This window comes from Vreelandella sp. H-I2 (assembly GCF_052959335.1).
The window spans coordinates 1-21159 of sequence record NZ_JBRAMC010000010.1 but is presented as its reverse complement, the minus strand read 5'-3'; the positions used below and the strand labels follow the sequence as shown (position 1 = coordinate 21159).

The 21159-nt window shown below is 54.2% G+C and carries 20 protein-coding genes and 1 pseudogene; 10 read left to right on the top strand and 11 right to left on the bottom strand.

Annotated elements, in window-relative coordinates:
- Positions 1-28: 28 nt before the first annotated feature.
- The gene (locus ACUVOF_RS20300) at positions 29-664 is read left to right on the top strand and encodes a TIGR04211 family SH3 domain-containing protein (protein WP_447046070.1); all 636 of its coding nucleotides are present in this window, start codon (positions 29-31) and stop codon (positions 662-664) included.
- A 55-nt stretch (positions 665-719) separates the two neighbouring features.
- Complete coding sequence (locus ACUVOF_RS20295; protein WP_447046069.1) at positions 720-1352, top strand: thiopurine S-methyltransferase; 633 nt, start codon at positions 720-722, stop codon at positions 1350-1352.
- 74 nt (positions 1353-1426) lie between these two features.
- On the opposite strand, the gene ACUVOF_RS20290 is transcribed toward ACUVOF_RS20295, so the two are convergent.
- Positions 1427-2020 carry a YajG family lipoprotein gene (locus tag ACUVOF_RS20290; protein WP_447046068.1) on the bottom strand — a complete coding sequence of 198 codons (594 nt, stop codon included), beginning with the start codon at positions 2018-2020 and terminating at the stop codon, positions 1427-1429.
- Positions 2021-2170: 150 nt separating this feature from the next.
- A complete protein-coding gene (locus ACUVOF_RS20285; RefSeq protein ID WP_447046067.1) occupies positions 2171-3073 on the bottom strand; it encodes a DMT family transporter in 903 nt (300 codons plus the stop codon).
- A gap of 146 nt (positions 3074-3219) precedes the next feature.
- On the opposite strand from ACUVOF_RS20285, the gene ACUVOF_RS20280 reads away from it, so the two are divergent.
- Complete coding sequence (locus ACUVOF_RS20280; protein WP_447046066.1) at positions 3220-3837, top strand: alpha-ketoglutarate-dependent dioxygenase AlkB family protein; 618 nt, start codon at positions 3220-3222, stop codon at positions 3835-3837.
- Between the two features lie 57 nt (positions 3838-3894).
- On the opposite strand, the gene ACUVOF_RS20275 is transcribed toward ACUVOF_RS20280, so the two are convergent.
- The 4 genes from ACUVOF_RS20275 to cysP are packed head-to-tail and all read right to left on the bottom strand — an operon-like array spanning position 3895 to position 7704.
- The gene (locus ACUVOF_RS20275; protein ID WP_447046065.1) at positions 3895-4989 is read right to left on the bottom strand and encodes a sulfate/molybdate ABC transporter ATP-binding protein; all 1095 of its coding nucleotides are present in this window, start codon (positions 4987-4989) and stop codon (positions 3895-3897) included.
- Entirely contained in the window at positions 4986-5813 is an 828-nt protein-coding gene (gene cysW / locus ACUVOF_RS20270; protein WP_447046064.1) for a sulfate ABC transporter permease subunit CysW, read from the bottom strand. The genes ACUVOF_RS20275 and cysW overlap by 4 nt, the downstream gene beginning before the upstream one ends.
- Positions 5813-6667: a sulfate ABC transporter permease subunit CysT gene (gene cysT, locus ACUVOF_RS20265; protein WP_447046063.1), complete on the bottom strand. Its 855-nt coding sequence runs from the start codon at positions 6665-6667 to the stop codon at positions 5813-5815. Before cysT ends, cysW begins: the two co-directional genes overlap by 1 nt.
- Positions 6668-6693: 26 nt before the next feature.
- Positions 6694-7704, bottom strand: coding sequence for a thiosulfate ABC transporter substrate-binding protein CysP (cysP, locus tag ACUVOF_RS20260; protein ID WP_447046062.1), 1011 nt, complete (start codon positions 7702-7704; stop codon positions 6694-6696).
- A 249-nt stretch (positions 7705-7953) separates the two neighbouring features.
- Here cysP and rpe point away from each other — a divergent pair, with 249 nt between their 5' ends.
- Positions 7954-8649, top strand: a complete 696-nt coding sequence (rpe, locus tag ACUVOF_RS20255) for a ribulose-phosphate 3-epimerase (protein WP_447046061.1) — start codon at positions 7954-7956, stop codon at positions 8647-8649.
- Between the two features lie 13 nt (positions 8650-8662).
- Here the strand turns inward: rpe and ACUVOF_RS20250 are convergent, their stop codons facing one another.
- Positions 8663-9961: an NAD(P)/FAD-dependent oxidoreductase gene (locus tag ACUVOF_RS20250; protein WP_447046060.1), complete on the bottom strand. Its 1299-nt coding sequence runs from the start codon at positions 9959-9961 to the stop codon at positions 8663-8665.
- Between the two features lie 158 nt (positions 9962-10119).
- On the opposite strand from ACUVOF_RS20250, the gene ACUVOF_RS20245 reads away from it, so the two are divergent.
- Complete coding sequence (locus ACUVOF_RS20245; RefSeq protein WP_447046059.1) at positions 10120-10845, top strand: phosphoglycolate phosphatase; 726 nt, start codon at positions 10120-10122, stop codon at positions 10843-10845.
- A 2-nt stretch (positions 10846-10847) separates the two neighbouring features.
- Complete coding sequence (gene trpE, locus ACUVOF_RS20240) at positions 10848-12335, top strand: anthranilate synthase component I (protein WP_447046128.1); 1488 nt, start codon at positions 10848-10850, stop codon at positions 12333-12335.
- 14 nt (positions 12336-12349) lie between these two features.
- On the opposite strand, the gene ACUVOF_RS20235 is transcribed toward trpE, so the two are convergent.
- Positions 12350-13264 (bottom strand): metal ABC transporter substrate-binding protein, encoded by a 915-nt coding sequence (locus ACUVOF_RS20235; protein ID WP_447046058.1) that lies wholly within the window; start codon positions 13262-13264, stop codon positions 12350-12352.
- A 373-nt stretch (positions 13265-13637) separates the two neighbouring features.
- On the opposite strand from ACUVOF_RS20235, the gene ACUVOF_RS20230 reads away from it, so the two are divergent.
- The 4 genes from ACUVOF_RS20230 (at position 13638) to trpC (ending at position 16457) form a co-directional block, all read left to right on the top strand.
- Positions 13638-13835 carry a hypothetical protein gene (locus tag ACUVOF_RS20230; protein ID WP_447046057.1) on the top strand — a complete coding sequence of 66 codons (198 nt, stop codon included), beginning with the start codon at positions 13638-13640 and terminating at the stop codon, positions 13833-13835.
- Between the two features lie 132 nt (positions 13836-13967).
- Positions 13968-14558 (top strand): anthranilate synthase component II, encoded by a 591-nt coding sequence (locus ACUVOF_RS20225; protein ID WP_447046056.1) that lies wholly within the window; start codon positions 13968-13970, stop codon positions 14556-14558.
- A 36-nt stretch (positions 14559-14594) separates the two neighbouring features.
- Positions 14595-15614 carry an anthranilate phosphoribosyltransferase gene (trpD, locus tag ACUVOF_RS20220; protein ID WP_447046055.1) on the top strand — a complete coding sequence of 340 codons (1020 nt, stop codon included), beginning with the start codon at positions 14595-14597 and terminating at the stop codon, positions 15612-15614.
- Positions 15615-15653: 39 nt separating this feature from the next.
- Positions 15654-16457 (top strand): indole-3-glycerol phosphate synthase TrpC, encoded by an 804-nt coding sequence (trpC, locus tag ACUVOF_RS20215; protein ID WP_447046054.1) that lies wholly within the window; start codon positions 15654-15656, stop codon positions 16455-16457.
- A gap of 28 nt (positions 16458-16485) precedes the next feature.
- Here the strand turns inward: trpC and ACUVOF_RS20210 are convergent, their stop codons facing one another.
- The 3 genes and pseudogenes from ACUVOF_RS20210 to ACUVOF_RS20200 all read right to left on the bottom strand — a co-directional run.
- A complete protein-coding gene (locus tag ACUVOF_RS20210; protein ID WP_447046053.1) occupies positions 16486-19629 on the bottom strand; it encodes an efflux RND transporter permease subunit in 3144 nt (1047 codons plus the stop codon).
- Between the two features lie 16 nt (positions 19630-19645).
- Positions 19646-20701, bottom strand: coding sequence for an efflux RND transporter periplasmic adaptor subunit (locus tag ACUVOF_RS20205; protein ID WP_447046052.1), 1056 nt, complete (start codon positions 20699-20701; stop codon positions 19646-19648).
- Positions 20702-20803: 102 nt separating this feature from the next.
- A pseudogene (locus ACUVOF_RS20200) lies at positions 20804-21159 on the bottom strand (FAD-binding oxidoreductase); the annotation flags it as partial.

Below are 21159 nucleotides of genomic sequence, written 5' to 3'. Positions count from 1 at the left end.
GCGGCGTTTTAAATCAGGACATGATGTCATGCACGTAAATAGAATTCGTTTTCATTACTACGCCGCTGCGGCTGGAATTTTGCTCAGTGTTGCCAGTATCCAGGCCCATGCTCAGTCCGACAACCAAGCCTGGGTGACCGATGAGCTTAGCACTTACGTGCGAAGTGGTCCGACCGATGGCTATCGCATTATTGGCACATTGAATGCCGGTGAACAGGTCGCTGTGCTGGAAACCAGTGGAGACTACACGCGGGTGCGCAATAGCGACGGCAATACGGTCTGGGTGTTGAGCGATGAGCTTCAGCAAACGCCGAGCGCGATCGAGCAGTTACCCGAGTTAGAAGCGCGAGTTGAGGAGTTGACTGCCGAGCTTGAAGGGATCAACGATACCTGGGAGCAGCGTGTTTCCTCAATGACGGAGACTCTTGATGTGCGTGAACGTCGCATTGCCGAGCTTGAGGCAAGCAATCAAGAGCTCGACAGCCAGGCAGAGCAGTCGCGTCAGCAGGTAAGAGGACTCCAGGCGCGTTTGGAAACGCAAGAAGAAGACCTCCTAATGCGTTATTTCATGTACGGTGGCGGTGTGGCTGGCGCGGGGTTATTGGTGGGTCTGATTGTGCCTCACTTGCCACGTCGGCGTAAGAAGCGTGACCGCTGGTTTTAGCCACGCGTTTGGACAAATAAACGAATAGCGGAATCGATACGAAGGTGGCCAAATAATGAGCGATCAATGGCGCAAGCGCTGGCAAGAAGGACGCATTGGTTTCCACCTACAGCAGACGCACCCGGCGCTGCAGCGTCATTGGGACTCGCTTGGCGTTACTGATCGTACCAAGGTGCTTGTGCCGCTGTGTGGTAAAAGTCTTGATATGCGCTGGTTGGCCGATCAGGGGCATCCCGTGCTTGGCATTGAATTTGCTCCTGAGGCCATTGAGCAGTTTTTGGCGCAGCGAAGCACACCGGTGTCACGTTACCGTCAGGCAGGATTTACTATCTCCCGTCAAGGTAATGTTGAACTCTGGTGTGGCGATTTTTTTCACTTACATATTCAGCATGCGGCCGAGATTGGGGCGTTTTATGATCGTGCATCGCTGATAGCGCTGCCGCCTGCCACTCGCCAGCGCTATGCCTTTCACCTTGCGCAGTTAGTCCCGCCTGGCGCCAAAGGGCTGCTGATTAGCTTGGCGCATGACGAGGGTGGCGCAGGGCCTCCTTATAGTGTGACCGCTGATGAGCTCGATAACCTGTTTTCGGCTAACTTCGCTTTGACCTTTCTGGAGGAGGGAAGCCCTGATGAGCGAGGATATCGAGAAAGCGTATGGGCGCTAGAACGACGCGGGCCGCGCCTGTAAATGCCCCCTGTAGTTGTAGAGAATAAACACAGGGGGACAATACAGATGCGGCCCGTATCGGAGTAGAAATCAGCCTAACGTGCTAAGAGGCGCCCCAGCTCAGGGTCACTAAAGGCGCGGTTCAAGCCATCGCTAAGCAAGTCACTCAGCATGCGTGCGTTGCTATCAGCATCGGGTTTAAGGGCATAGCCCTGGGTGCGGCGCGATGTGTAAGTGCCCGTATAAGTGGTGCCCTTGTTTTGAGCGATAGCGCGAAAAACCCCTTCAAGGCGTGCTTCGTCTACCAACGGCTGGCCGCTGTCGCCACGCGCGTAGTTGAGACTGGCAAGTTCCAACGTTAAGGACGGGCGTCCCTCAGCCTGTTCAGTGGTAGGATTGAAGCCCATATCGCGTACCGCACGCTCAGCTTCTTGCTGCAGACGCGGGATCAGCTCGTGGCTACTGACGGTAATATGCGCCGTCGACATTCCTCCGCCAGCACGATTACCAATAATATCGCTTTCGCGGCCATCCTGGGCTATCACCGTCACCTGCTGGCCGGAACCCACCTGGGGTACCTGAGTGTTACGTTCAGGACTGAGCTGTAAGTATTGCGGGCTGGTGCAACCGGCTAGCCATGCGCTGGCAAGTAGGACACCTGAAAGTCGTAAAAAGTGACGCCGAAGCATGGTCTTCCTCCGCTATGGCTAAAACGCCAGTATAACGCGGGTAGCGCACTGGCGGTATGGTCAGGCGACGCGACTTTTCTTAGCTATGTTCAATACCTCATTGTTTATTGCCATAGTGCGCCATCTTCATTGTGAAATAAGACAAGCAAGCTAGTGCGCAAGGCTATTTTTTTGAGAATCTGGACTTACGATTAGCCAAACTGAAAGTAAAACGATAAAAGAGCCAAGTAAGAATCCGCTAGAAATCGTTTCATCAAGGACTAAAAACCCCCACAACACAGCGAAGGGTGGCACCAAGAAGGTAACGGTGAGCGAACGTAACGGCCCAATGTCAGCGATCAATCTAAAATAGAGGATATAAGCGAGGGAGGTGCATAAAAAGCCGACGGCGAGCAGGCTGATCCATACATCACCTTGAAGCCAATCAATGCTGGGGCCAGATGAAATGTTCCAAAGCAAAAAGGGGCTGAGAAAAGCGGTAGCGCCTATTTGACTGCCAAACGCAACCAGCGTTGAATCCAGACCGCCCTGTTGGGTTATCCACTTTCGGGTCAAAAAGCCAGCAAAGCCGTAACCAATAGTGGCTATCATACAGGCAGCAACGCCAATATAGATGTTACCAACAATATTTGAATCACCCACTGTGGTAATAACCGTAATGCCGATAATTCCTAGCGTTACGCCCAGCCATTTTTTTATAGTTAAGCTCTCGCTAAAGATAAAAAAGCCAATCATGGCCCCTGTTAAAGGCGTCGTTGCATTTAGAATCGCTGAATAGCAAGCAGGGAGTAATGTTGCCGCTATGCTGTACATAAGAAATGGGATGCCTGAGTTAATGACTCCCAAAACCAAAATTTTGCCTAGTTTGCCTTTGAACGCCAGGCTTTTACGTACGATTAGGATTATAACAGCCAAGCCAACTAGTCCAAAAAAGACCCTGAAAAAAGCTGTATTGATTGCTCCTATTGCTGGTGATGAAGTTCGCATAAAAAGGAAACTAGCTCCCCAAATTGCGGCTAGCGAAAGTAGCCGTATATAGGCTACTGCTCTCATTTTATTTTCCTTTTCAAGGTTTTCTATTAGACAACAGGCCATAGACACGGCTGTTTGGTCCCATGGCGCTCAGTATTGCTTCCTTATTAGTGTGAGAAAAACCCGTTTCTTGCTGTCTTTGTAATGGGCACGCAATAGGCATCGCTATGACGTATACAGATCTGTTTGAAAACGACGATATGAAGTTGATTAATTTGCTTCCACAGGATGGGGCGGCTTATTACCACGGTAAAATCCTTGATACGCCCACAGCTGCTATGTATTTAGATAAATGCAAAAGCAAACTAAGCTGGGAGCATGATCGCGCGTTTATTTACGGCAAGGAGATTGTTACAAAGAGGAAAATAGCCTGGTATGCAGATAAGCCGGTTTCCTATACCTACTCTGGCTACACAAAAATGGCATCAATGTGGCCAGACTTTTTGCGTGAGCTTAAACAGGTCGTGGAGAGCCACTGCGGAGAGGGATTTAATTCTTGCCTGGGTAATTTTTATAATTCAGGCGAGGAAGGCATGAGTTGGCACAGTGATGCCGAAAAAGACCTTGTTGAGAATGGGGCAATCGGGGTGTTGACCTTAGGCGGCGAAAGGAAATTCTCGTTTAAACATAAACAAACAGGGGAGAGTGTGTCGCTTACGCTAGAGCACGGCAGTCTGTTAATTATGAAAGGTACTACTCAGCAAAACTGGCTCCATAGCCTGCCTAAAACCAAGAAAGATATCGAGCCGCGGGTGAGTCTAACCTTTAGGCAAATGCGTTTTTAAAACAAAGGGGTAGGTGATTAATGCTAGCCGCCCTGTGAGGGGGCGGCTATTTAGGCTTTATGCAACGCGACTTTGTTCTGCGGCTTTCGCCTCTGTTTCGGGAAAGCGTCGCCAGTGGCGCGGATGGGCGAATAAGCGCTGCCCACGGCGTAGCGCCAAGTGCTCAAAGTCAGTATGGCGGACGGTCGCCAGCCACGGCTGGGCTAGCCAATCCGCCTCTAGTTCTACGCGTACTTCGGCGCCCACCGGCGAGATTGCCGTGATGGTGACGGGCAGATGGCTCTCTTTGGTCGGTTGTTCGGTCAGGCGCACTTCATGAGGACGAAGCAATAATTCCTCATGGCCATCGGGCAGGTCAACGTGCCAATAGGCGTCACCGCAGGTCAATACGCCATTGCTTACTTTACCTTCCAGGTGATTTACATCACCCAGGAACTCAAACACAAAGCGATTTCTCGGCGTGCGGTAGAGCTCATCTGGGGTGTCAATCTGCTCGATGCGGCCGTTGCTCATCACTACTACACGGTCGGATAGCTCCAGCGCTTCTTCCTGATCGTGCGTAACAAACACACTGGTAAAATTGAGCTCGTCATGCAGATGGCGTAGCCAGCGGCGCAGCTCCTGGCGAACTTTGGCGTCCAGGGCGCCAAACGGCTCGTCCAGTAGCAGCACTTCGGGTTCCACGGCTAAGGCGCGGGCTAGCGACACACGCTGCTGCTGACCGCCTGAGAGCTGAGCAGGGTAGCGATTAGCCAAGTGCTCCAGCTTAACCATTTCAAGCAGCCTGAATACCCGAGCGCGAATCTCACTGCTGCTGGGCCGACGCTTACGTGATAGCACGGTCAGACCAAACGCCACATTGTCATAAACGCTCATATGGCGAAACAGCGCATAGTGTTGAAACACGAAGCCAATGCGCCGATCACGTACATGCACATTAGTCACATCGCGGTCACCGAATAAAATCTTACCCGGCTGGGCGGTGTGGTCGGTGTTTTCCAGGCCAGCGATGATACGTAGCAGGGTGGTTTTGCCCGACCCCGAAGGGCCGAGTAAGCCCACCAGTTCACCTTTTTGAATATCCAGATTGATCGGCTCTAACGCCTGAGTAGGGCCGAAATGCTTGGCAATATTGTGTAAGTGAATGCTCATATGAAAGCCTCCCGACGCGATGCGCGCCACTCCAGCCCGGCCTTGGCAGCGAGCGTCAATAGGGCAATAAATGCAAGTAAGGCCGCGCAAGCAAAAGCGCCCACGGCGTTATAATCCTGATAGAGCTGTTCCAGGTGCAGTGGCAGCGTATTGGTTTTACCGCGAATGGCCCCTGAGACTACTGAGACGGCACCAAATTCACCGACCGCACGGGCGTTGGTCAGGATGACGCCATAAAGCAGTGCCCAGCGAATATTGGGCAGGGTAACCCGGCGGAAGGTCGTCCAGCCGGAAGCGCCAAGCGTCACGGCGGCTTCCTCTTCCCGGGAGCCTTGCGCCTGCATCAACGGGATCAGCTCCCGTGCAACAAATGGGCAAGTAACAAAAATGGTCACCATCAGAATGCCCGGCCAAGAGAACATTAGCTGAATGTCATGACCATCCAGCCAACTGCCGATCCAGCCGTTACGGCCATAGAGCAGCAGATAAATAAGACCCGCTACCACGGGGGATACCGCAAACGGAATATCAATCAACGTTTGCAAAATGCGCCGCCCAGGAAAGCTAAAACGCGTGACCAGCCACGCCAGCGCGACGCCAAAAACCAAACATACCGGAATGGTCATTAGTGCGATAAACAGCGTTAAGCCAATCGCATGCAGCGTAAAGGTGTTACTAACGTTGGCCCAGAAAACCATGACGCCCTGGGAAAATGCTTGGGCAAAAATGGCTACCAACGGTAGTAATAAAAAGAGCGCTGATAGCAGCAAGGCAGCCCCTATCAGCAGACGCCGGATAAGCGGCGCATCACCAATTCGGCGCATTACCCCTTACCTCCATGCAGGCGGCGTACAAAACGGCCCTGCCAAATGTTGATAGCCAGTAATAGCGCCAGCGAGACAAACAGTACAACTGAGGCAATTGCCGACGCGCCTGCATAGTCATACTCCTGTAGCTTGACGAAAATCATTAGCGCAGTGATCTCTGTTTCGTAGGGCATATTGCCAGCGATAAAGATGATGGCACCGAATTCACCCAACGAGCGCACAAAGGCAAGCCCGGTACCGGTCACTAAGGCGGGCCAGATATGCGGCATGATCACGCGGCGAAAGGCGACACCGTCGGTAGCCCCCAGTGACATGGCGGCTTCATCCACTTCAGCGGGCAAGTCTTCCAGTACCGGCTGCACCGTACGCACTACGAAAGGTATGCTGGTAAAGGCCATCGCCAGCGCGATACCCACCCAGGTGTAGGCGACTTGAAAACCCAGCGGCTCAAGCAGTTGGCCCATCCAGCCGCTGCTGGCATACAGCGTTGCTAGCGTAATACCGGCCACGGCGGTGGGCAGTGCAAAGGGCAGGTCCATTAATGCATCAAGTAGGCGCTTGCCGGGAAACTCATAACGTACTAATACCCAGGCTAGTAACAAACCAAACACGGCGTTGATCAGTGCTGCGACGGCCGCAGCGCCAATAGTCACCATATAACTTGCTACGACACGGCCCTCGGTAATGATCGCCCAATATTCGGCAAGACTAAGCTCTGCTAACTGGCCGAACAGGCCAGTAATCGGCAATAACAGCACCAGCGAGATAAACAGCACGCTGATACCCATAGAAAGGCCAAAACCCGGCAGCACGCGCGTGCTGCCGGTTCGCCACGAGGCAAGTTGACTCATAATTCAGGCTGGCTCATGAGTAAATATTAGCGGCGCTGCAACTGGTCGAGCAGGGCGCCACCCTCGAAGTGAGTTTCCATGGCTTCATCCCAGCTACCAAATACTTCATCTACTTCAAGCAACTCGGTTTCCGGGAACTGGTCAGCGAATTCTTCAACCACGGCTTCGTTATGTACCCGGTAGTTGAAACCCGCAAGCAGGCGCTGGATTTCTTCGGTGTAGAGATACTCAAGATAGCTTTGGGCCAAATCGCTGTTGCCGTTGCGCTCAGCGTTTTCCTCGACAACCGCGACGGGGAATTCAGCCAGAATACTCACTGGCGGCACGATCACTTCGTAGTCGTCGCTGCCGTACTCGCTGCGAATATTATTCACTTCAGACTCGAAACTAATCAGTACATCGCCAATTTCACGCTCGATAAAACTGGTAGTTGCGCCACGGCCGCCGGTATCGAAGACTGCCACGTTGGCTAAGAAGGTGCGCATGAATTCTTCAATTTTCTCTTCATCACCGTCGAATTCATTCTCGGCAAAGCCCCAGGCAGCCAAGTAGGTGTAGCGTCCGTTACCCGAGGTCTTCGGATTAGGAAAGACCATCTCGACATCTTCTTGTACCAGGTCGTCCCAGCTTTCAATGCCTTTAGGGTTGCCTTTACGCACCAAGAAGGCAGTGGTGGAATAGTAGGGCGAGGCATTATTCTCAAACGCGTCCTGCCAATCTTCTGCTACTAGCCCGGCATCCGCGAGTACTTGCACGTCGGTTACCTGATTAAAGGTGACGACATCGGCACGTAGACCCTGGAGAATGGCGCGTGCTTGGGCAGAAGAGCCACCGTGAGATTGGCTAATCTCGATCTCTTCATCGTGCTCTTCCTGCCACCACGCTTGAAATTCAGGGTTGATCGCGGCAAACAGCTCGCGAGCAATATCATAAGATGAGTTGAGCAGCTCCCGCTCCTGTGCAGCGGCGGTGCCACTGACCGTGACGCCCAATGCAATCGCAATCAGGCTGCGGCGGAAAATTGTCGGTAATGTCATAGGGAACTCCTTAAATCAATAAGCACGTCGTGGCGCAATATTGCCAAGGTTAAAACTATCAATGTGGAATTACAATCTTGTTTTATATTCTATTTAAGAATATATGTGTGATGAGTTGCGAAGACGCGGATACGTGGTTCTGTTAAGCGGCTCTGATAAGATAGCGGCCTGGCTTTGCTCTTGCCTGCTCACTCGCAGGTATATCGAGTAACCCCCCTTCGTCTACTGATTGATAAGCAGGAATGGAATATGACCGCTGCGCAGGATTTCTTGATTGCCCCCTCTATTTTATCGGCTGACTTTGCCAAGCTGGGCGAGGAAGTAGATAACGTGCTGGCTGCAGGCGCGGATGTGGTGCACTTCGATGTCATGGATAATCACTACGTGCCCAACCTGACCATTGGTCCGATGGTGTGTAAAGCGCTGCGCAAGCACGGCGTGACTGCGCCGATTGATGTGCATCTGATGGTTAAGCCAGTCGATCGCATGATCAGCGATTTTATCGAGGCGGGCGCCAGCTATATAACATTTCACCCGGAAGCGTCAGAGCACGTTGACCGTTCGCTGCAGTTAATCCGTGATGGCGGTTGTAAAGCAGGCCTGGTATTTAATCCGGCGACGCCGCTTTCTTACCTCGACTACGTCATGGATAAGGTCGATATGGTGCTACTGATGAGCGTCAATCCAGGTTTTGGAGGTCAGTCATTTATTCCCGGTACGATGAACAAGCTGCGCGAAGCGCGGGCGCGCATCGATGCCTCGAAATATGATATTCGTTTGGAAATCGATGGCGGGGTAAAAGTGGACAACATCGCCGAGATTGCCGCTGCAGGCGCTGATACCTTTGTGGCCGGGTCAGCCATCTTTAGCGCCTACCAAGCCAGCGACCCGCACGGATACGATAGTGTCATTCAACAAATGCGCGAGGCGCTGGCGAAAGCCTAACGAGCCAGGGTGGTTAGTGAAGCTTCATACGCGGTTTTAAGTACCGGTTGAGTTTATCCACTAGCCACGCTAGCCCTGTTTTTATCGCGCCATGAATAGCCAACTGGTGCATGCGGTATAGCGAAGCGTAGGCTTGACGTGCCAGCCAGCCCTCTAAAAATAGGCCTCTGGATGCGGAGCTACGCATTAAATTGCCCACCGCATCGTAGCGGGCCAGGGATACCAGCGAGCCATGATCGCGGTAGCGGAAATCCTGCAGTGGCTTGCCGTCGAGTTCGTGGACCAAGTTTTTGGCTAATAGCTTCGCTTGTTGATGCGCCGCTTGTGCACGAGGTGGCACGGTACTGTCTTCTCCCATCGGGCAACTGGCGCAGTCACCAAGCGCGAATACCCTCTCATCGTCGACACTTTGCAGGGTGCGTTTCACTTCGATCTGATTTTTCTTATTTGTCGTCAGGCCGAGTTCCGTTAGAAACGAAGGTGCTTTAATACCCGCTGCCCACACATTAATATCCGTTTCGATCTCTTCACCGTCGCCAGTAATCAGCTTGTACGCCTGTGCTTCCTTGATGGCGGTATCGGTGTGGATGGTCACGCCCATGCTTTCAAGCTCGGTTTTGACTGTTTGGCTGACCCGCTCAGAGAGACCCGGCAGTAAGCGCGGCGCCGCTTCCAGCAAGTGCACGCTGATGTGCTGATGGTCGATAGCGGTAACGCCGTAGGCGTTGAGTATGCGCGAAGCATCAAATAGCTCGGCGGCAAGCTCCACGCCTGTTGCGCCGCCCCCCACGATCCCGATAGTCAACTGGACGTGTTGGCGTAGCGTGGGATCTGTGTAGCGCAGGAAGGTATTAATCATATCGCGCTGAAACGCTTTGGCTTGCTGCGGCGAATCAATAAAGTGACAGTGCTCTGCTACGCCGGGCGTGCCGAAGTCATTTGAAACACTGCCCAGGGCCATCACTACATAGTCATATGTCAGCTCGCGAGCAGGCAGTACCTCGTCGCCATCCTCGTCTTCGACGGGGGCTAAGTGCAGTACGCGCTGTTGACGATCCACTCCCGTTAGCGAACCACGCTGATAGCGGTAATAGTGTGTAGTGGAATGGCCACGATAATCTACCTCGTCCATGCTGGAATTCAGCACGCCAGTCGCCAGTTCATGGAGCAACGGTTTCCAAACATGGGTGGCATTACGATCTAGCAGCACAATCTCTGCGCGCTTACGCTTGCCTAATGTATGTCCTAGACGCGTGGCAAGGGCTAACCCGCCTGCGCCACCGCCGACAATCACGATTCTGGGGATGGCCATCATTATCTCCTTGGCTAAATTAGCTCCAGCATAGAAGCTTCTTACGCTTCTGACTAATGCGAAAGTTTGCCATGAGCAGGTAAGATGGTTGCCTAATGCGAAGGACGATAAAGTATTTTTAGCGGTGGATGACGCTAGAAGGCAATAGCTAGAGGGCTTTGAAGGTGCATTCGATACGATATTCTGACCTGCATCCAGTACTGCAGGGTAAACGGCTGATTGCTTTCGACTTGGATGGTACGCTGATTGATTCCGTACCGGACCTTGCTGCTGCGGTGGCGTGCGCACTCCGGGAGCTTGATCTGCCCGAACCGAGCGAATCCGATGTGCGCGACTGGGTTGGCAATGGCGCGCCAGTGTTAGTCGAAAGAGCCCTGGCTTGGGCCTTGCAAGCGGCGCCTGATCCAGCGCTTCAACAGCGCGGCTATGATGCTTTTATGACGTATTATGGCGCAGCGCCCAGTGTCCTCACGACACTTTATCCTGGGGTTCAGCCAGCGCTTCAGGCGCTGCATAAGCAGGGCATAACATTAGTACTGATCACCAATAAGCCCGAGCGTTTTATTGAGCCACTCTTAAAATACTTCGAACTGCTGGACTATTTTACGTTATGGGTCGGTGGGGATTCACTGGCCGAAAAAAAGCCCAGTGCATTGCCGCTACTGCACGCTGCGCAAACATCTCAAATACAACCTTCTGAGTGTGTGATGGTGGGTGACTCGCGCCATGATATTGCTGCGGGAAAAGCAGCGGGCTTTACGACCGTGGCGTTACCCTACGGCTATAATCACGGCGAACCCATCGAAGATAGCCACCCTGACTTAGTGCTCTCTTCGTTAACAGAGCTGTTGATGACTGCACCCCATGCGACAAGGACCGCTTAATGATGACCCCGGAACATTTTCACGAGCTTAGCCAAGCAGGTTACAACCGAATTCCTGTTTCGCGTGATGTCCTCGCTGATTTAGATACGCCGTTATCTACTTATTTAAAGCTGGCGAACACTCCCTGGACCTTCTTGTTCGAGTCGGTACAGGGGGGTGAGAAATGGGGTCGCTACTCAATGATTGGCTTGCCGAGTCATGAACGTATTGAAGTACGTGGCTTTACGGTGCGCCACATTAAAGAGGGTGAAACGGTTGGCGTCACCGAAGTGGACGATCCCCTGGCGTGGATCGAAAAATTCCAAAGCCGCTTTAAGGTGCCTAAGCTGGATGATCAGCCACGCTTCGATGGTGGTCTGGTGGGTTACTTTGGTTACGACACCATTCGCTATATCGAACCACGCCTGCGCGGTGGAGCGGACAAGCCTGATCCGCTGAACGTGCCTGATATTCTGTTAATGGTATGCAACGACTTTGTGGTATTCGACAATCTCTCGGGGCGCCTGACGATCTGGACTCACATTGACCCTGCCGAGCCGGACGCGTTTGAGCGCGCCCAGGGGCATTTAAAGCATCTTGAAACCCGTCTACGTGAAGCGCACATTAGCCCTAATAACGCTGGCAGCGGTAAGCAGCCGGTGCAAGAGAGTGACTTTAACTCTGGCTTTACGGAGCAGGGCTTCAAAGCCGCCGTCGATAAAATTAAAGAGTACGTGTTGGCGGGGGACATCATGCAGTGCGTACCCTCTCAGCGTATGTCGATTCCTTATCAGGCCTCGCCGCTGGATCTCTATCGCGCGCTGCGTAGCCTCAACCCATCGCCTTATATGTTCTTCTTTAATTTGGATGATCACCACGTAGTGGGTTCTTCGCCGGAAATTCTAACCCGTATGGAAGAGGGCGAAGTGACCGTGCGCCCCATTGCCGGAACACGTAAGCGCGGTAAAACAGAGGAAGAGGACGACGCCCTGGAAGCAGACCTGCTCGCCGACCCGAAAGAGCTAGCCGAGCATCTTATGTTGATCGATTTGGGGCGTAACGACGTCGGCCGTATTTGCCAAACGGGCAGCGTGGAAGTCACCGACCAGATGGTGGTTGAACGCTACTCCCACGTCATGCATATCGTCTCTAACGTAACGGGGAAGCTAAAGCCAGGTTTAACCGCCATGGACGCGCTGCGGGCCACATTCCCCGCAGGTACTGTTTCGGGAGCGCCTAAAATTCGTGCGCTGGAGATTATCGATGAAGTTGAACCGGTTAAGCGTGGAATTTACTCCGGGGCAGTTGGCTATCTCTCCTGGCACGGCAATATGGATACCGCAATTGCCATTCGTACCGCGGTGATCAAAGACGGCCAACTCCACGTTCAGGCCGGGGCGGGCATTGTGGCTGATTCGGTGCCTGAAATGGAGTGGCAAGAAACCCTCAACAAAGGCCGGGCGATTTTTCGCGCAGTGGCCATGGCCGAGCGCGGTTTGGATAACCTTTAATGACGGCGATCCTATTACTCGGCGGTAGCGCCTCCCAGGGCTGAGTGCAGTATTTCAGCGTTATGGTGCAGCATGGCCGAGTAAGTGGCAGCCGGGCCGTCTGCACCACTCAGTGTGTCGACATACAGTGGCCCTGCCAGGGGGAGCGATGTCTCCCGTGACAATGCGTCCATATGAATGCTAGGTGTGGTGCTCTCATAGAACAGCGCTGGAGGGCGCTTCTCGCCGAGATGTTCGCTCATCTTGGCCATTGCTTGGGCACTGCCTTGGGTCTCGTTATTCAACCCCCACAACCCCAGCGCTTCGAAGTCAAAGGCGTCCGCAAAATAACCAAAGCTTGCTTCGCTGGTCAGTAAGGTGCGGTTGGTTTTTGGGATGCCTTCGAGCCGCTCCTTAACCGCTTGGCTGAGATCATTCAATGCCCTGCGGGCTTCTTCGGCACGGGCATAAAATGCTTCTGCTTGGTCAGGCATATGCTCAGCTAAGGTCTCCGCAATGACATCAATGTAGGCTGAAGCTCCGTCAGGATCCATCCACATATGCGGATCTGGTTCGCCTTTATACTGCCCGGTAGAGATCATCAAGGGTGCGTAATCGGCCTTGTGGGCTACTTCGATTAAGGTGATTTGGTCGTCCGACATCGCTTCGACATGGCGTATCCACGGTTCTAAGCCTAGCCCGTTATAAAACACAATATGGGTTTCTTCTAACGCAAGCACGTTGGGCGGCGTTAACTCCCAGAGGTGAACATCTTCACCCCGTGGAACAATAACGTTGACGCTGACTGCGTCACCAGCGACTCGCTTGACCAAGTCTTCTATCACTGAAAACGAGGCCATAACGCGCAGCGTTGTGTTGGCATAGGATGGTGTTGTGCTTATTAATGCGACGAATAAGAGCGTACACATCCAGGTAACCCGCTTTAACATCCCACGCTCCTAACTGGCTAGAAAGTATCTAAAAAATTGTCTTAAAAACGATCATAAAGGCTATCTTAAAAACTATCCCAAAAGCTGCCCGCAAAGCTATCCCAAAAGCTGCCCGCAAAGCTATCCCAAAAAAGACGGCAGATAATAAAGACTGCGGCGGACAGTTGCCAGTTCCAATGCACCGGTAATTCGAGAGGATGTTGCCTAAGGGAGGATTTCCTCCAGGGGCAAGTGCCACTATGCTGAATAATATTCCCCTCATCATAGCGTGCCTTATGACTGACCGAACGGTTTCTTCTTTGCGGCGTCGGCGTGGCCACCCACAAGGCCGCGATTTATCCCCTGTAGCGCTTCGCCCTGCGGGCGCTGCTGGGTGACGAGCGACAACAGCCTGCGTTGCGCTAACGTGGTCAGTTACTTGAACATCTGCGCGGTGCGGGTGTGTGATTCGCTCTCCTGCCAGTTGGCCGAAGCCGTCGCGAATCTACTCACCAATCCGGCGCTCGATCCTTATGGCAAAATCCCTGAGTTTAAGTACGCTGCCTGTCGACTCACCCAGGGCGGCACTTAACCCCTGCAAGAGAGGCTCGGGTTGCGGTATCATCGAACGCATGAAGCGGATGGCAATCGATGACTAATCTGGGGAACCGCCTGGATGACAAAAGAGCCATTGCACAGGCGATTATAGGAGTATCAAAGGGTTATGGCTCAAACAGTCTTAATGCTCGATAACTACGATAGTTTCACGTTCAACATCGTGCAGTACCTTGGCGAGCTGGGCGCAGACGTCATCACTCACCGTAATGATGAGATCACCATTGAGCAGATCGAAGCGCTGGCGCCGACCCATTTGGTGGTGTCGCCAGGGCCCTGCACGCCCAATGAGGCGGGTATTTCCATGGCCGCCATTGAACACTTCGCGGGCAAACTGCCTATCTTGGGTGTTTGCCTTGGCCATCAGGCCATTGGCCAAGTCTATGGTGGCAAGGTGGTGCGCGCACCACAGGTTATGCACGGTAAAACATCAGTCGTACGGCACGATAGCCAAGGCGTGTTCGAAGGGTTGGATAACCCCGTGGAAGTGACCCGTTATCATTCCCTGGTCGTCGATAAAGAGACGCTGCCGGATTGCTTGGAAATTACCGCCTGGACCGGCGAAGACGACGTGACCCCCGGCTTGATAATGGGGTTGCGCCACCGCGAGCTGGATATTGAAGGGGTGCAGTTTCACCCTGAATCCATTCTTACCCGCCAAGGCCATGAGCTTTTGGCCAATTTTTTAAAACGCGGCTGACGGCCGGTTTCAAACGCTTTAAGGGCTCCACTGCTTATGCAAATGCGAGACGCGATTAATGCGGTGATGCGCCGCGAAGACCTCTCTTTCGATGCCATGCACGCTTTGATGCGCCAAATCATGACTGGCGATGCCTCTGACGCACAAATTGGCGGGCTGCTGGTCGGTCTGGCAATGAAGGGCGAAAGTGCTATCGAAATTAGCGCTGCCGCCCAGGTAATGCGCGAACTAATGAAGCGTGTTGAGCTTAACGCTGAGAACGTGGTGGATATCGTCGGTACCGGTGGCGATGGCGCTAATTTGTTTAACGTTTCCACCGCGGCCAGTTTTGTGGCTGCCGCCGCCGGTACTCATGTGGCCAAGCACGGTAACCGCAGCGTTTCGTCGTCTTCCGGCAGTGCGGATTTATTCGATGTGGCGGGTATCTATCTCGACCTTAAACCTGATCAGGTAGCGCGCTGCATCGAGCAGGTGGGCGTGGGCTTTATGTTTGCCCCTAACCACCACCCGGCCATGCGTTACGCCATTGGCCCACGTCGCGAAATGGGCGTGCGCACCCTGTTCAATATTTTGGGCCCGTTGACCAACCCCGCTGGCGCGCCCAACCAAGTGCTCGGTGTTTATGCCCCCGAACTGGTGCCGTTAATGGCAGAAGTGCTTAAAACCTTGGGTAGCCGCCACGTGATGGTCGTGCACTCCGAGGAGGGGCTGGATGAAATATCATTGGCCAGCCCGACGTTAGTCGCTGAGCTAAAAGAGGGTGAGATTACCCAGTACACCATTACACCCGAGGAACTGGGCATTGAGCGCCAAAGCTTGGCAACGCTGAAGGCCAGCAGTGCCGAAGACAGCCTGCGCTTGGTCAAGGCAGCGCTTTCAGGTGAAGGTGCCGCTGCTGATATGGTCGCGCTGAACGCTGGTGCGGCGCTTTACTGTGCGGGGGTGGCCGACACACTGAAAGAGGGCGTGATGGTCGCCCAAGACGCCCAGGCGTCCAAACTGCCGCTGGAAAAACTCAAAGAGCTTTCGCACTTTACCAGCGTGTTTAAGCAATAAGATTTTCAGCAGCACGCTTTTAAATAAGAAGAGACCACTATGACTCAACAGTCAACGCCGACTATTTTAACCCGCATTCTGGCCCGCAAAGACCAGGAAGTGGCTGAGCGCCGCCAAGCCGTCTCTGAAGCGGATTTACTTGCGCTAGGAGAGCAGCAGAGCGCCCCGCGTGGCTTTATTGAGGCCCTCAATACGCGCATCGCCACTGGAGATGCTGCCATTATCGCCGAGGTGAAAAAAGCCTCTCCCTCGAAAGGCGTTATTCGTGAGGAGTTTCACCCGTCCGATATCGCCAAAAGCTATGCGCAAGGGGGCGCTGCCTGTCTATCGGTGCTCACCGATGCCGACTTCTTCCAGGGCCATGAAGACTACCTGATTGCCGCGCGGGATGTGTGCACGCTACCGGTGATTCGTAAAGACTTTATCACCCATGGTTATCAGGTCAGTGAAGCGCGAGCCATTGGTGCCGACTGCATCCTATTGATCGTCGCCGCCCTGGATGACGCACAGCTGCGTGATCTACACCAGCAGGCCAATCAACTGGGAATGGATGTGTTGGTAGAGGTGCACGATGCAGACGAGCTGGAGCGCGCCTTGGCGTTGGAGCTAAAGTTGGTGGGTATCAACAACCGCAATTTGCACACCTTTGACACCAGTCTCAATACCACGCTGGATCTGCTGCCGCGTATACCTGAGAGCGTTACCGTGATTACCGAATCGGGCATTCACACCCGCGATGACGTAGAACTAATGCGCGACCACAACGTTAACGGCTTCCTGGTGGGCGAGGCGTTTATGCGCGAAAGCGACCCCGGCTTAGCGCTTAAACGGCTCTTCTTTTAATCGAAGCCTCCCCTAATAAAACACTCCCTTAGGCCGATCGTGTTGGGTTTTTCCAGCTCAGCACGGCCACCGTCAGGGCAGGTAAGAAGGTGACGGTGACAATTGCCGTGCCCAGCAACCCAAAGAGCACAATGGCACCGACGCCGCGGTAAAGCTCGGTGCCTTCCCCCGGTAAAAACACCAGCGGTGAAAGGCCGCACAGGGTCGTCAGTGTGGTCATCGCAATGGGCCGTAACCGGCTCTCTACGGCTTGATGTACGGCGTCACGAACGCTCATGCTCGCCGTGCGCAGATTCTCCCTCGCCTGATGAACCACCAAAATAGGGTTATTGACCACCGTTCCCATCAGAATTAAAAAGCCAAGCATGGTGATCATGTCGAACGGCTGGCTGATGGCGTTCAAGCCAATTTTCGGTAGTTGGGCGCCGACGGTATTCATCAGCCATAGCCCCACAATGCCTCCCGCGGCGCCGAGTGGAATGGTAGCCAGAATCAGCAGTGGATAACCCCAATGGGCAAAAATGGCCACCAGTAACAAATAGACGATTGCCAAGGCAATCAACGCATTGCCAGTAAGGGCTTGGCGGGTAGCGTCTAATTGGTCGCCTGCGCCGCTGACGGTGACATTAATGTTAGCTGGCAGCGTACCTTCGTCGCTCATGGCCTCTATCACTTCCCGCTGCATGCGCTCGATACCCGCTTCCAGCGCCACGCTGCGCGGTGGTATGACGTCCAGCGTGACACTGCGACGCCCATCGACGCGCCGCAGGGTAGCCGTCCCCACGGTTTCACGAATCTCAGCGAGAGTATTAAGCGGCACGTTGATGCCCGACGGTGTGTGGATAGGCAGGGTGGCGAGGTCATCCAGCGCGATATTCCCCGCGCCAGGGCCGTAGCCGTAGAGATCGATTTTCTCGTCATCGAGGTAAAAATCATCCAGGTAGGCGCCGTTGGTGAGCACTGCCACGGTGGTGCCTAGGGTGCTGGTGTCCATACCCACCTCAGCAGCGCGTTCCCAGTCGGGATACACTTCAATCAACGGTTGGCCGAGATCCAGGGCGGAAGGGCGGGACTGAATGCGTGGGTTGTCGAAAACGTCTTGAGCGCGTTGGTAAATGGCATTGGCGGTGGTGTAAAGCTCGTTTAAATCGTTACCGGCGATATCCAGCGTGATACTGCGTGTACCGCCGTCATTGCTGGAAATAATCGAGCCCCGGGCGGCGAAGGCACGCATATCCGGGTAGGCTTCAAAACGCTGGGTGAGTGCATCCATCAAGGCTTCAATATGGGTGGGATCGCTGGTTTCAGCAATGATCCGCAGGCTTTGAGCTTCGGCTTGAATGCCCATGGTGCTAATCGGCGGAATATCGGTATCGCCACGCTCAAAGCGTTCAGGATCGGCGCCTACATGGGGCTCGAGCTCTTGCTGCAGGGTTTGGGCAATCGCATCCATGGTGGCTAAGTTATAGCTCGCCGGGGCATTCATGCTCACAAAGGTTTTGGCCTCTTCGCCTTCGGGCAAGTACTCCGCTGGGGGCGTCAGCCAAACGAAAATCCCAATGCCACCGGCAATGCCCAGCACGATGGCAAAGAAGCGCCGGGGAGCAGTGCGAATCATGCTATCCACTATCCATAAGCAGCCACGCACCCAGTGCGGTGCTGCCGTTGAAGCGCTCTCTTTACCACGAAAATCGATATGCGCGCCAAGGGTGGGAATGACCGTTATCGCCACTACCATCGAAATGATAATCGAGGTAGAGATGGCCACCGCAATATCCGAATAGAGCTGACCGGCTTCCTGCTGAATAAAGAAGATCGGTACAAACACCAATATAGTGGTCAGCGTTGAGGCGAGCACCGCGGGCCATACTTGCTTGACGCCCTCGAGCGCCGCTTCAAAGCGCGCGAAACCACGACGGCGCTGGGTTTCTATGCTCTCTAGCACTACGATGGTGTTGTCTATCGTCATGCCAATGGCGAAAGCAACGCCCGCCAGCGAAATGACGTTGAGTGTACGGCCCGCCAATAGCAGGCCTAGAAAAGCAGCGATAGTGCAGATGGGAATACCAATAATCCCGGCCACGGTGGCGCGTGCAGAGCGCAAAAACGCGTACATCACCAGGGTGGCAAATAGTGCACCGAGGCCCAAGTTGACCCAAACGTTAGCAATTGATGATTCGACATAACGCACGTCATCGCTGGAAAGCGTCATGCGCATGCCTTGCTCTGCCAGGAGCCCTTCGTTAAGCGCCGCGACTTCATCCAGCATAGCGCGCTTGATATCGATTACATTGGCACCCGGCTCACGGCGCACCTGCACACTCAGTACCGGCTGGCCATCCGAGCTGTAAGCCCGGGAGGTTAGTTCGGCGTAGGATTGTTGCACCTTGGCGATATCGCCAAGGCGGGTAACGGCGTCACCCTCTCGTTTAAGAATTAGCGCTTCAAGGCTCTCAACATCTTCAAACCGACCGACGGTGCGCAGCAGGTAGCGGCGTTTGCCGCTCTCCAGGTTACCGCCGGACACATCCTGGTTGCGTGCCTGAAGCGCGGCCTGAATATCGGGAATGCTCAACTCACGGGCGGCCAGTGCCTCAGGGTCGATCAATAGCTGCATTTGCCGCTCGGCGCCACCGGAAACCGTGACTTCCGAAACACCCGCCACACTCTCCAGCCGCGGCCTTACATTGTCTTCCAGGTAGTCGCGCATGGCGGGCATATCGAGCTGGCGCGGGTTGCCCTCCCGGGGGCCAACGTTAAAGTACATAAAGGCATTGGCGGAAAAGGAGTTGGCGACGATGCGGGGCTGGTCGACGTTGTTGGGGTAGGAGGGCACTTGGCTTAGCGCGTTGTTAACCCGAATCAAGGTCTCGGTGAGATCGACCCCAAACGGGAATTCCAGCTCGATTTCGGCGCTACCGCTGCTAGCGGTGGACTCCATGCGCTGCAGGTTGGGCACGTTGCGTAGGAATTCCTCCTGCTCGATCAAGATGTCTTTTTCGATATCCTGTGGCGTGGCACCCGGCCACTGGGTCTCGATGCCCACGACGCGGGTTTCAAGGTCGGGAATCATCTGAACCGGGATCCGCCAGATGGCCGCGATGCCTAGAATCAGAAGGATCAGGGTAATCACACTGACCAAAATGCCGTGACGAATAATGGCGGCAAACATAGGTGAGGGGGCTCCTTTAGTCGTCGCTTAGGGTCACGTTCTGCCCCTCTTCGAGGCGCTCATTACCAACGACGATGACGCGGTCTCCCGCTGATAGCCCCTCATTAACAGCCACTTCTCCCAGGTGGCTGCTGCCGATTTCAACGCGTTGCTCAAAGGCTTGCCAAGTACCGTCGGTTTGGCGGGCGAGCCAAACGCTAACGCTGCCATCGGGCCGGCGAATCAATGCATCCCGCGGTACGCTGGGCCCGCTCTCGCCGTTAACCTGTAACTGGCCCTCTACGGCCATGCCCGGCAGCATCTCAAGCGGAGTATCTACTGCTGCGCGAAGTAGAAACTGCCGCGAACTGGCATCCAAGGGAATACGTGCCAGGGTGCGTGCCGTGTGCCATTGATCATCGCCTTCCAGGCGCACCTCTAAGGTGGAACCTTCAAAGCGTTGGTAAGCCGCCAGCGGTACCGAAAAATCGAGCCTAAGCGACGCTAAATCAACCAGCGTGAGCAGGGCATCACCCGGGTTGACCCACTCGCCAACGTTGCTCTCCCGTTGGGTAACCATACCGTCAAAGGGGGCACGTATTTGATGACGCTCTAGCTGGAGCTGAGTGAGTGCATAGTCTGCGCGGCGCGCTTCAAGCGTGGCCTGCGCGGCGGCCAGCCTGCTTTCACGTTGGCGCCGGTCACTGGCAGCAAAGTTTTGCGCCGAGAGCTGATTCGCCTCGTTAACTAAACGCTGAGCTTCGTCGCGCTCAGCTTCTGCCTGGGCCAGATCGGCGCGGGCGCGCTGGTTTTCTAAGGTGATATAGCGGGTATCGAGGGATAGCAACGGCTCGCCTTGGGTGACGTTGTCGCCCATTTCAACCGCCAGCTCACTGACCAAGCCTGCTTCCGCGCTCGAAAGTTGTGAGGTACGCAGGGCTGTAACACTGCCCGTGAGAGGCAGTATTTCTATTCGCGGTGCGTCGGCCACTATCTGTGTTACAACACGGTTTTCTTGCGCCGTGATGACACCCGACAAACTAAGCGTTAATAACCCAACGCTTAGGCGGGGCAGTAGAGGGAGTAGAGACAACAAGGCAGCTCCTGAAAACGCTTAAATGCATCGCGTCGTGTCTATTGACGTTCCGTGTTTAACTCTCTCAACCTTATACAAGGCTTTCTTATTGTACAATCTTTAACCGCTTTTTAAGGCCGTTAATAATGCTTGTAAAGGGTGGGGAAGCGCCGTTTTCGAGTAGCGCTTGGCTTGGCTCCGGCAGGAGTAGCCGGTGGCGAGTAGCTTGCCCGCATGGTCACTTGCTTCCACTTGGGGCTGCCAGGACTGCGCATAGATAGCCTTTGAGGTGGCGGCGTTGCGCGTTTCGTGACCATAGGTGCCCGACATACCGCAGCAGCCGGTTGCCATTAGCTCAAGCTCTAATCCAAACGCGGCAAATACCTGCTGCCATGCTTTGGGGCTGCCGGGGGCGTTGGTTTTTTCCGTGCAGTGGGAAAGCAGCTTAAAGCCAGGGTCGGTGAGCGTTAATGCGC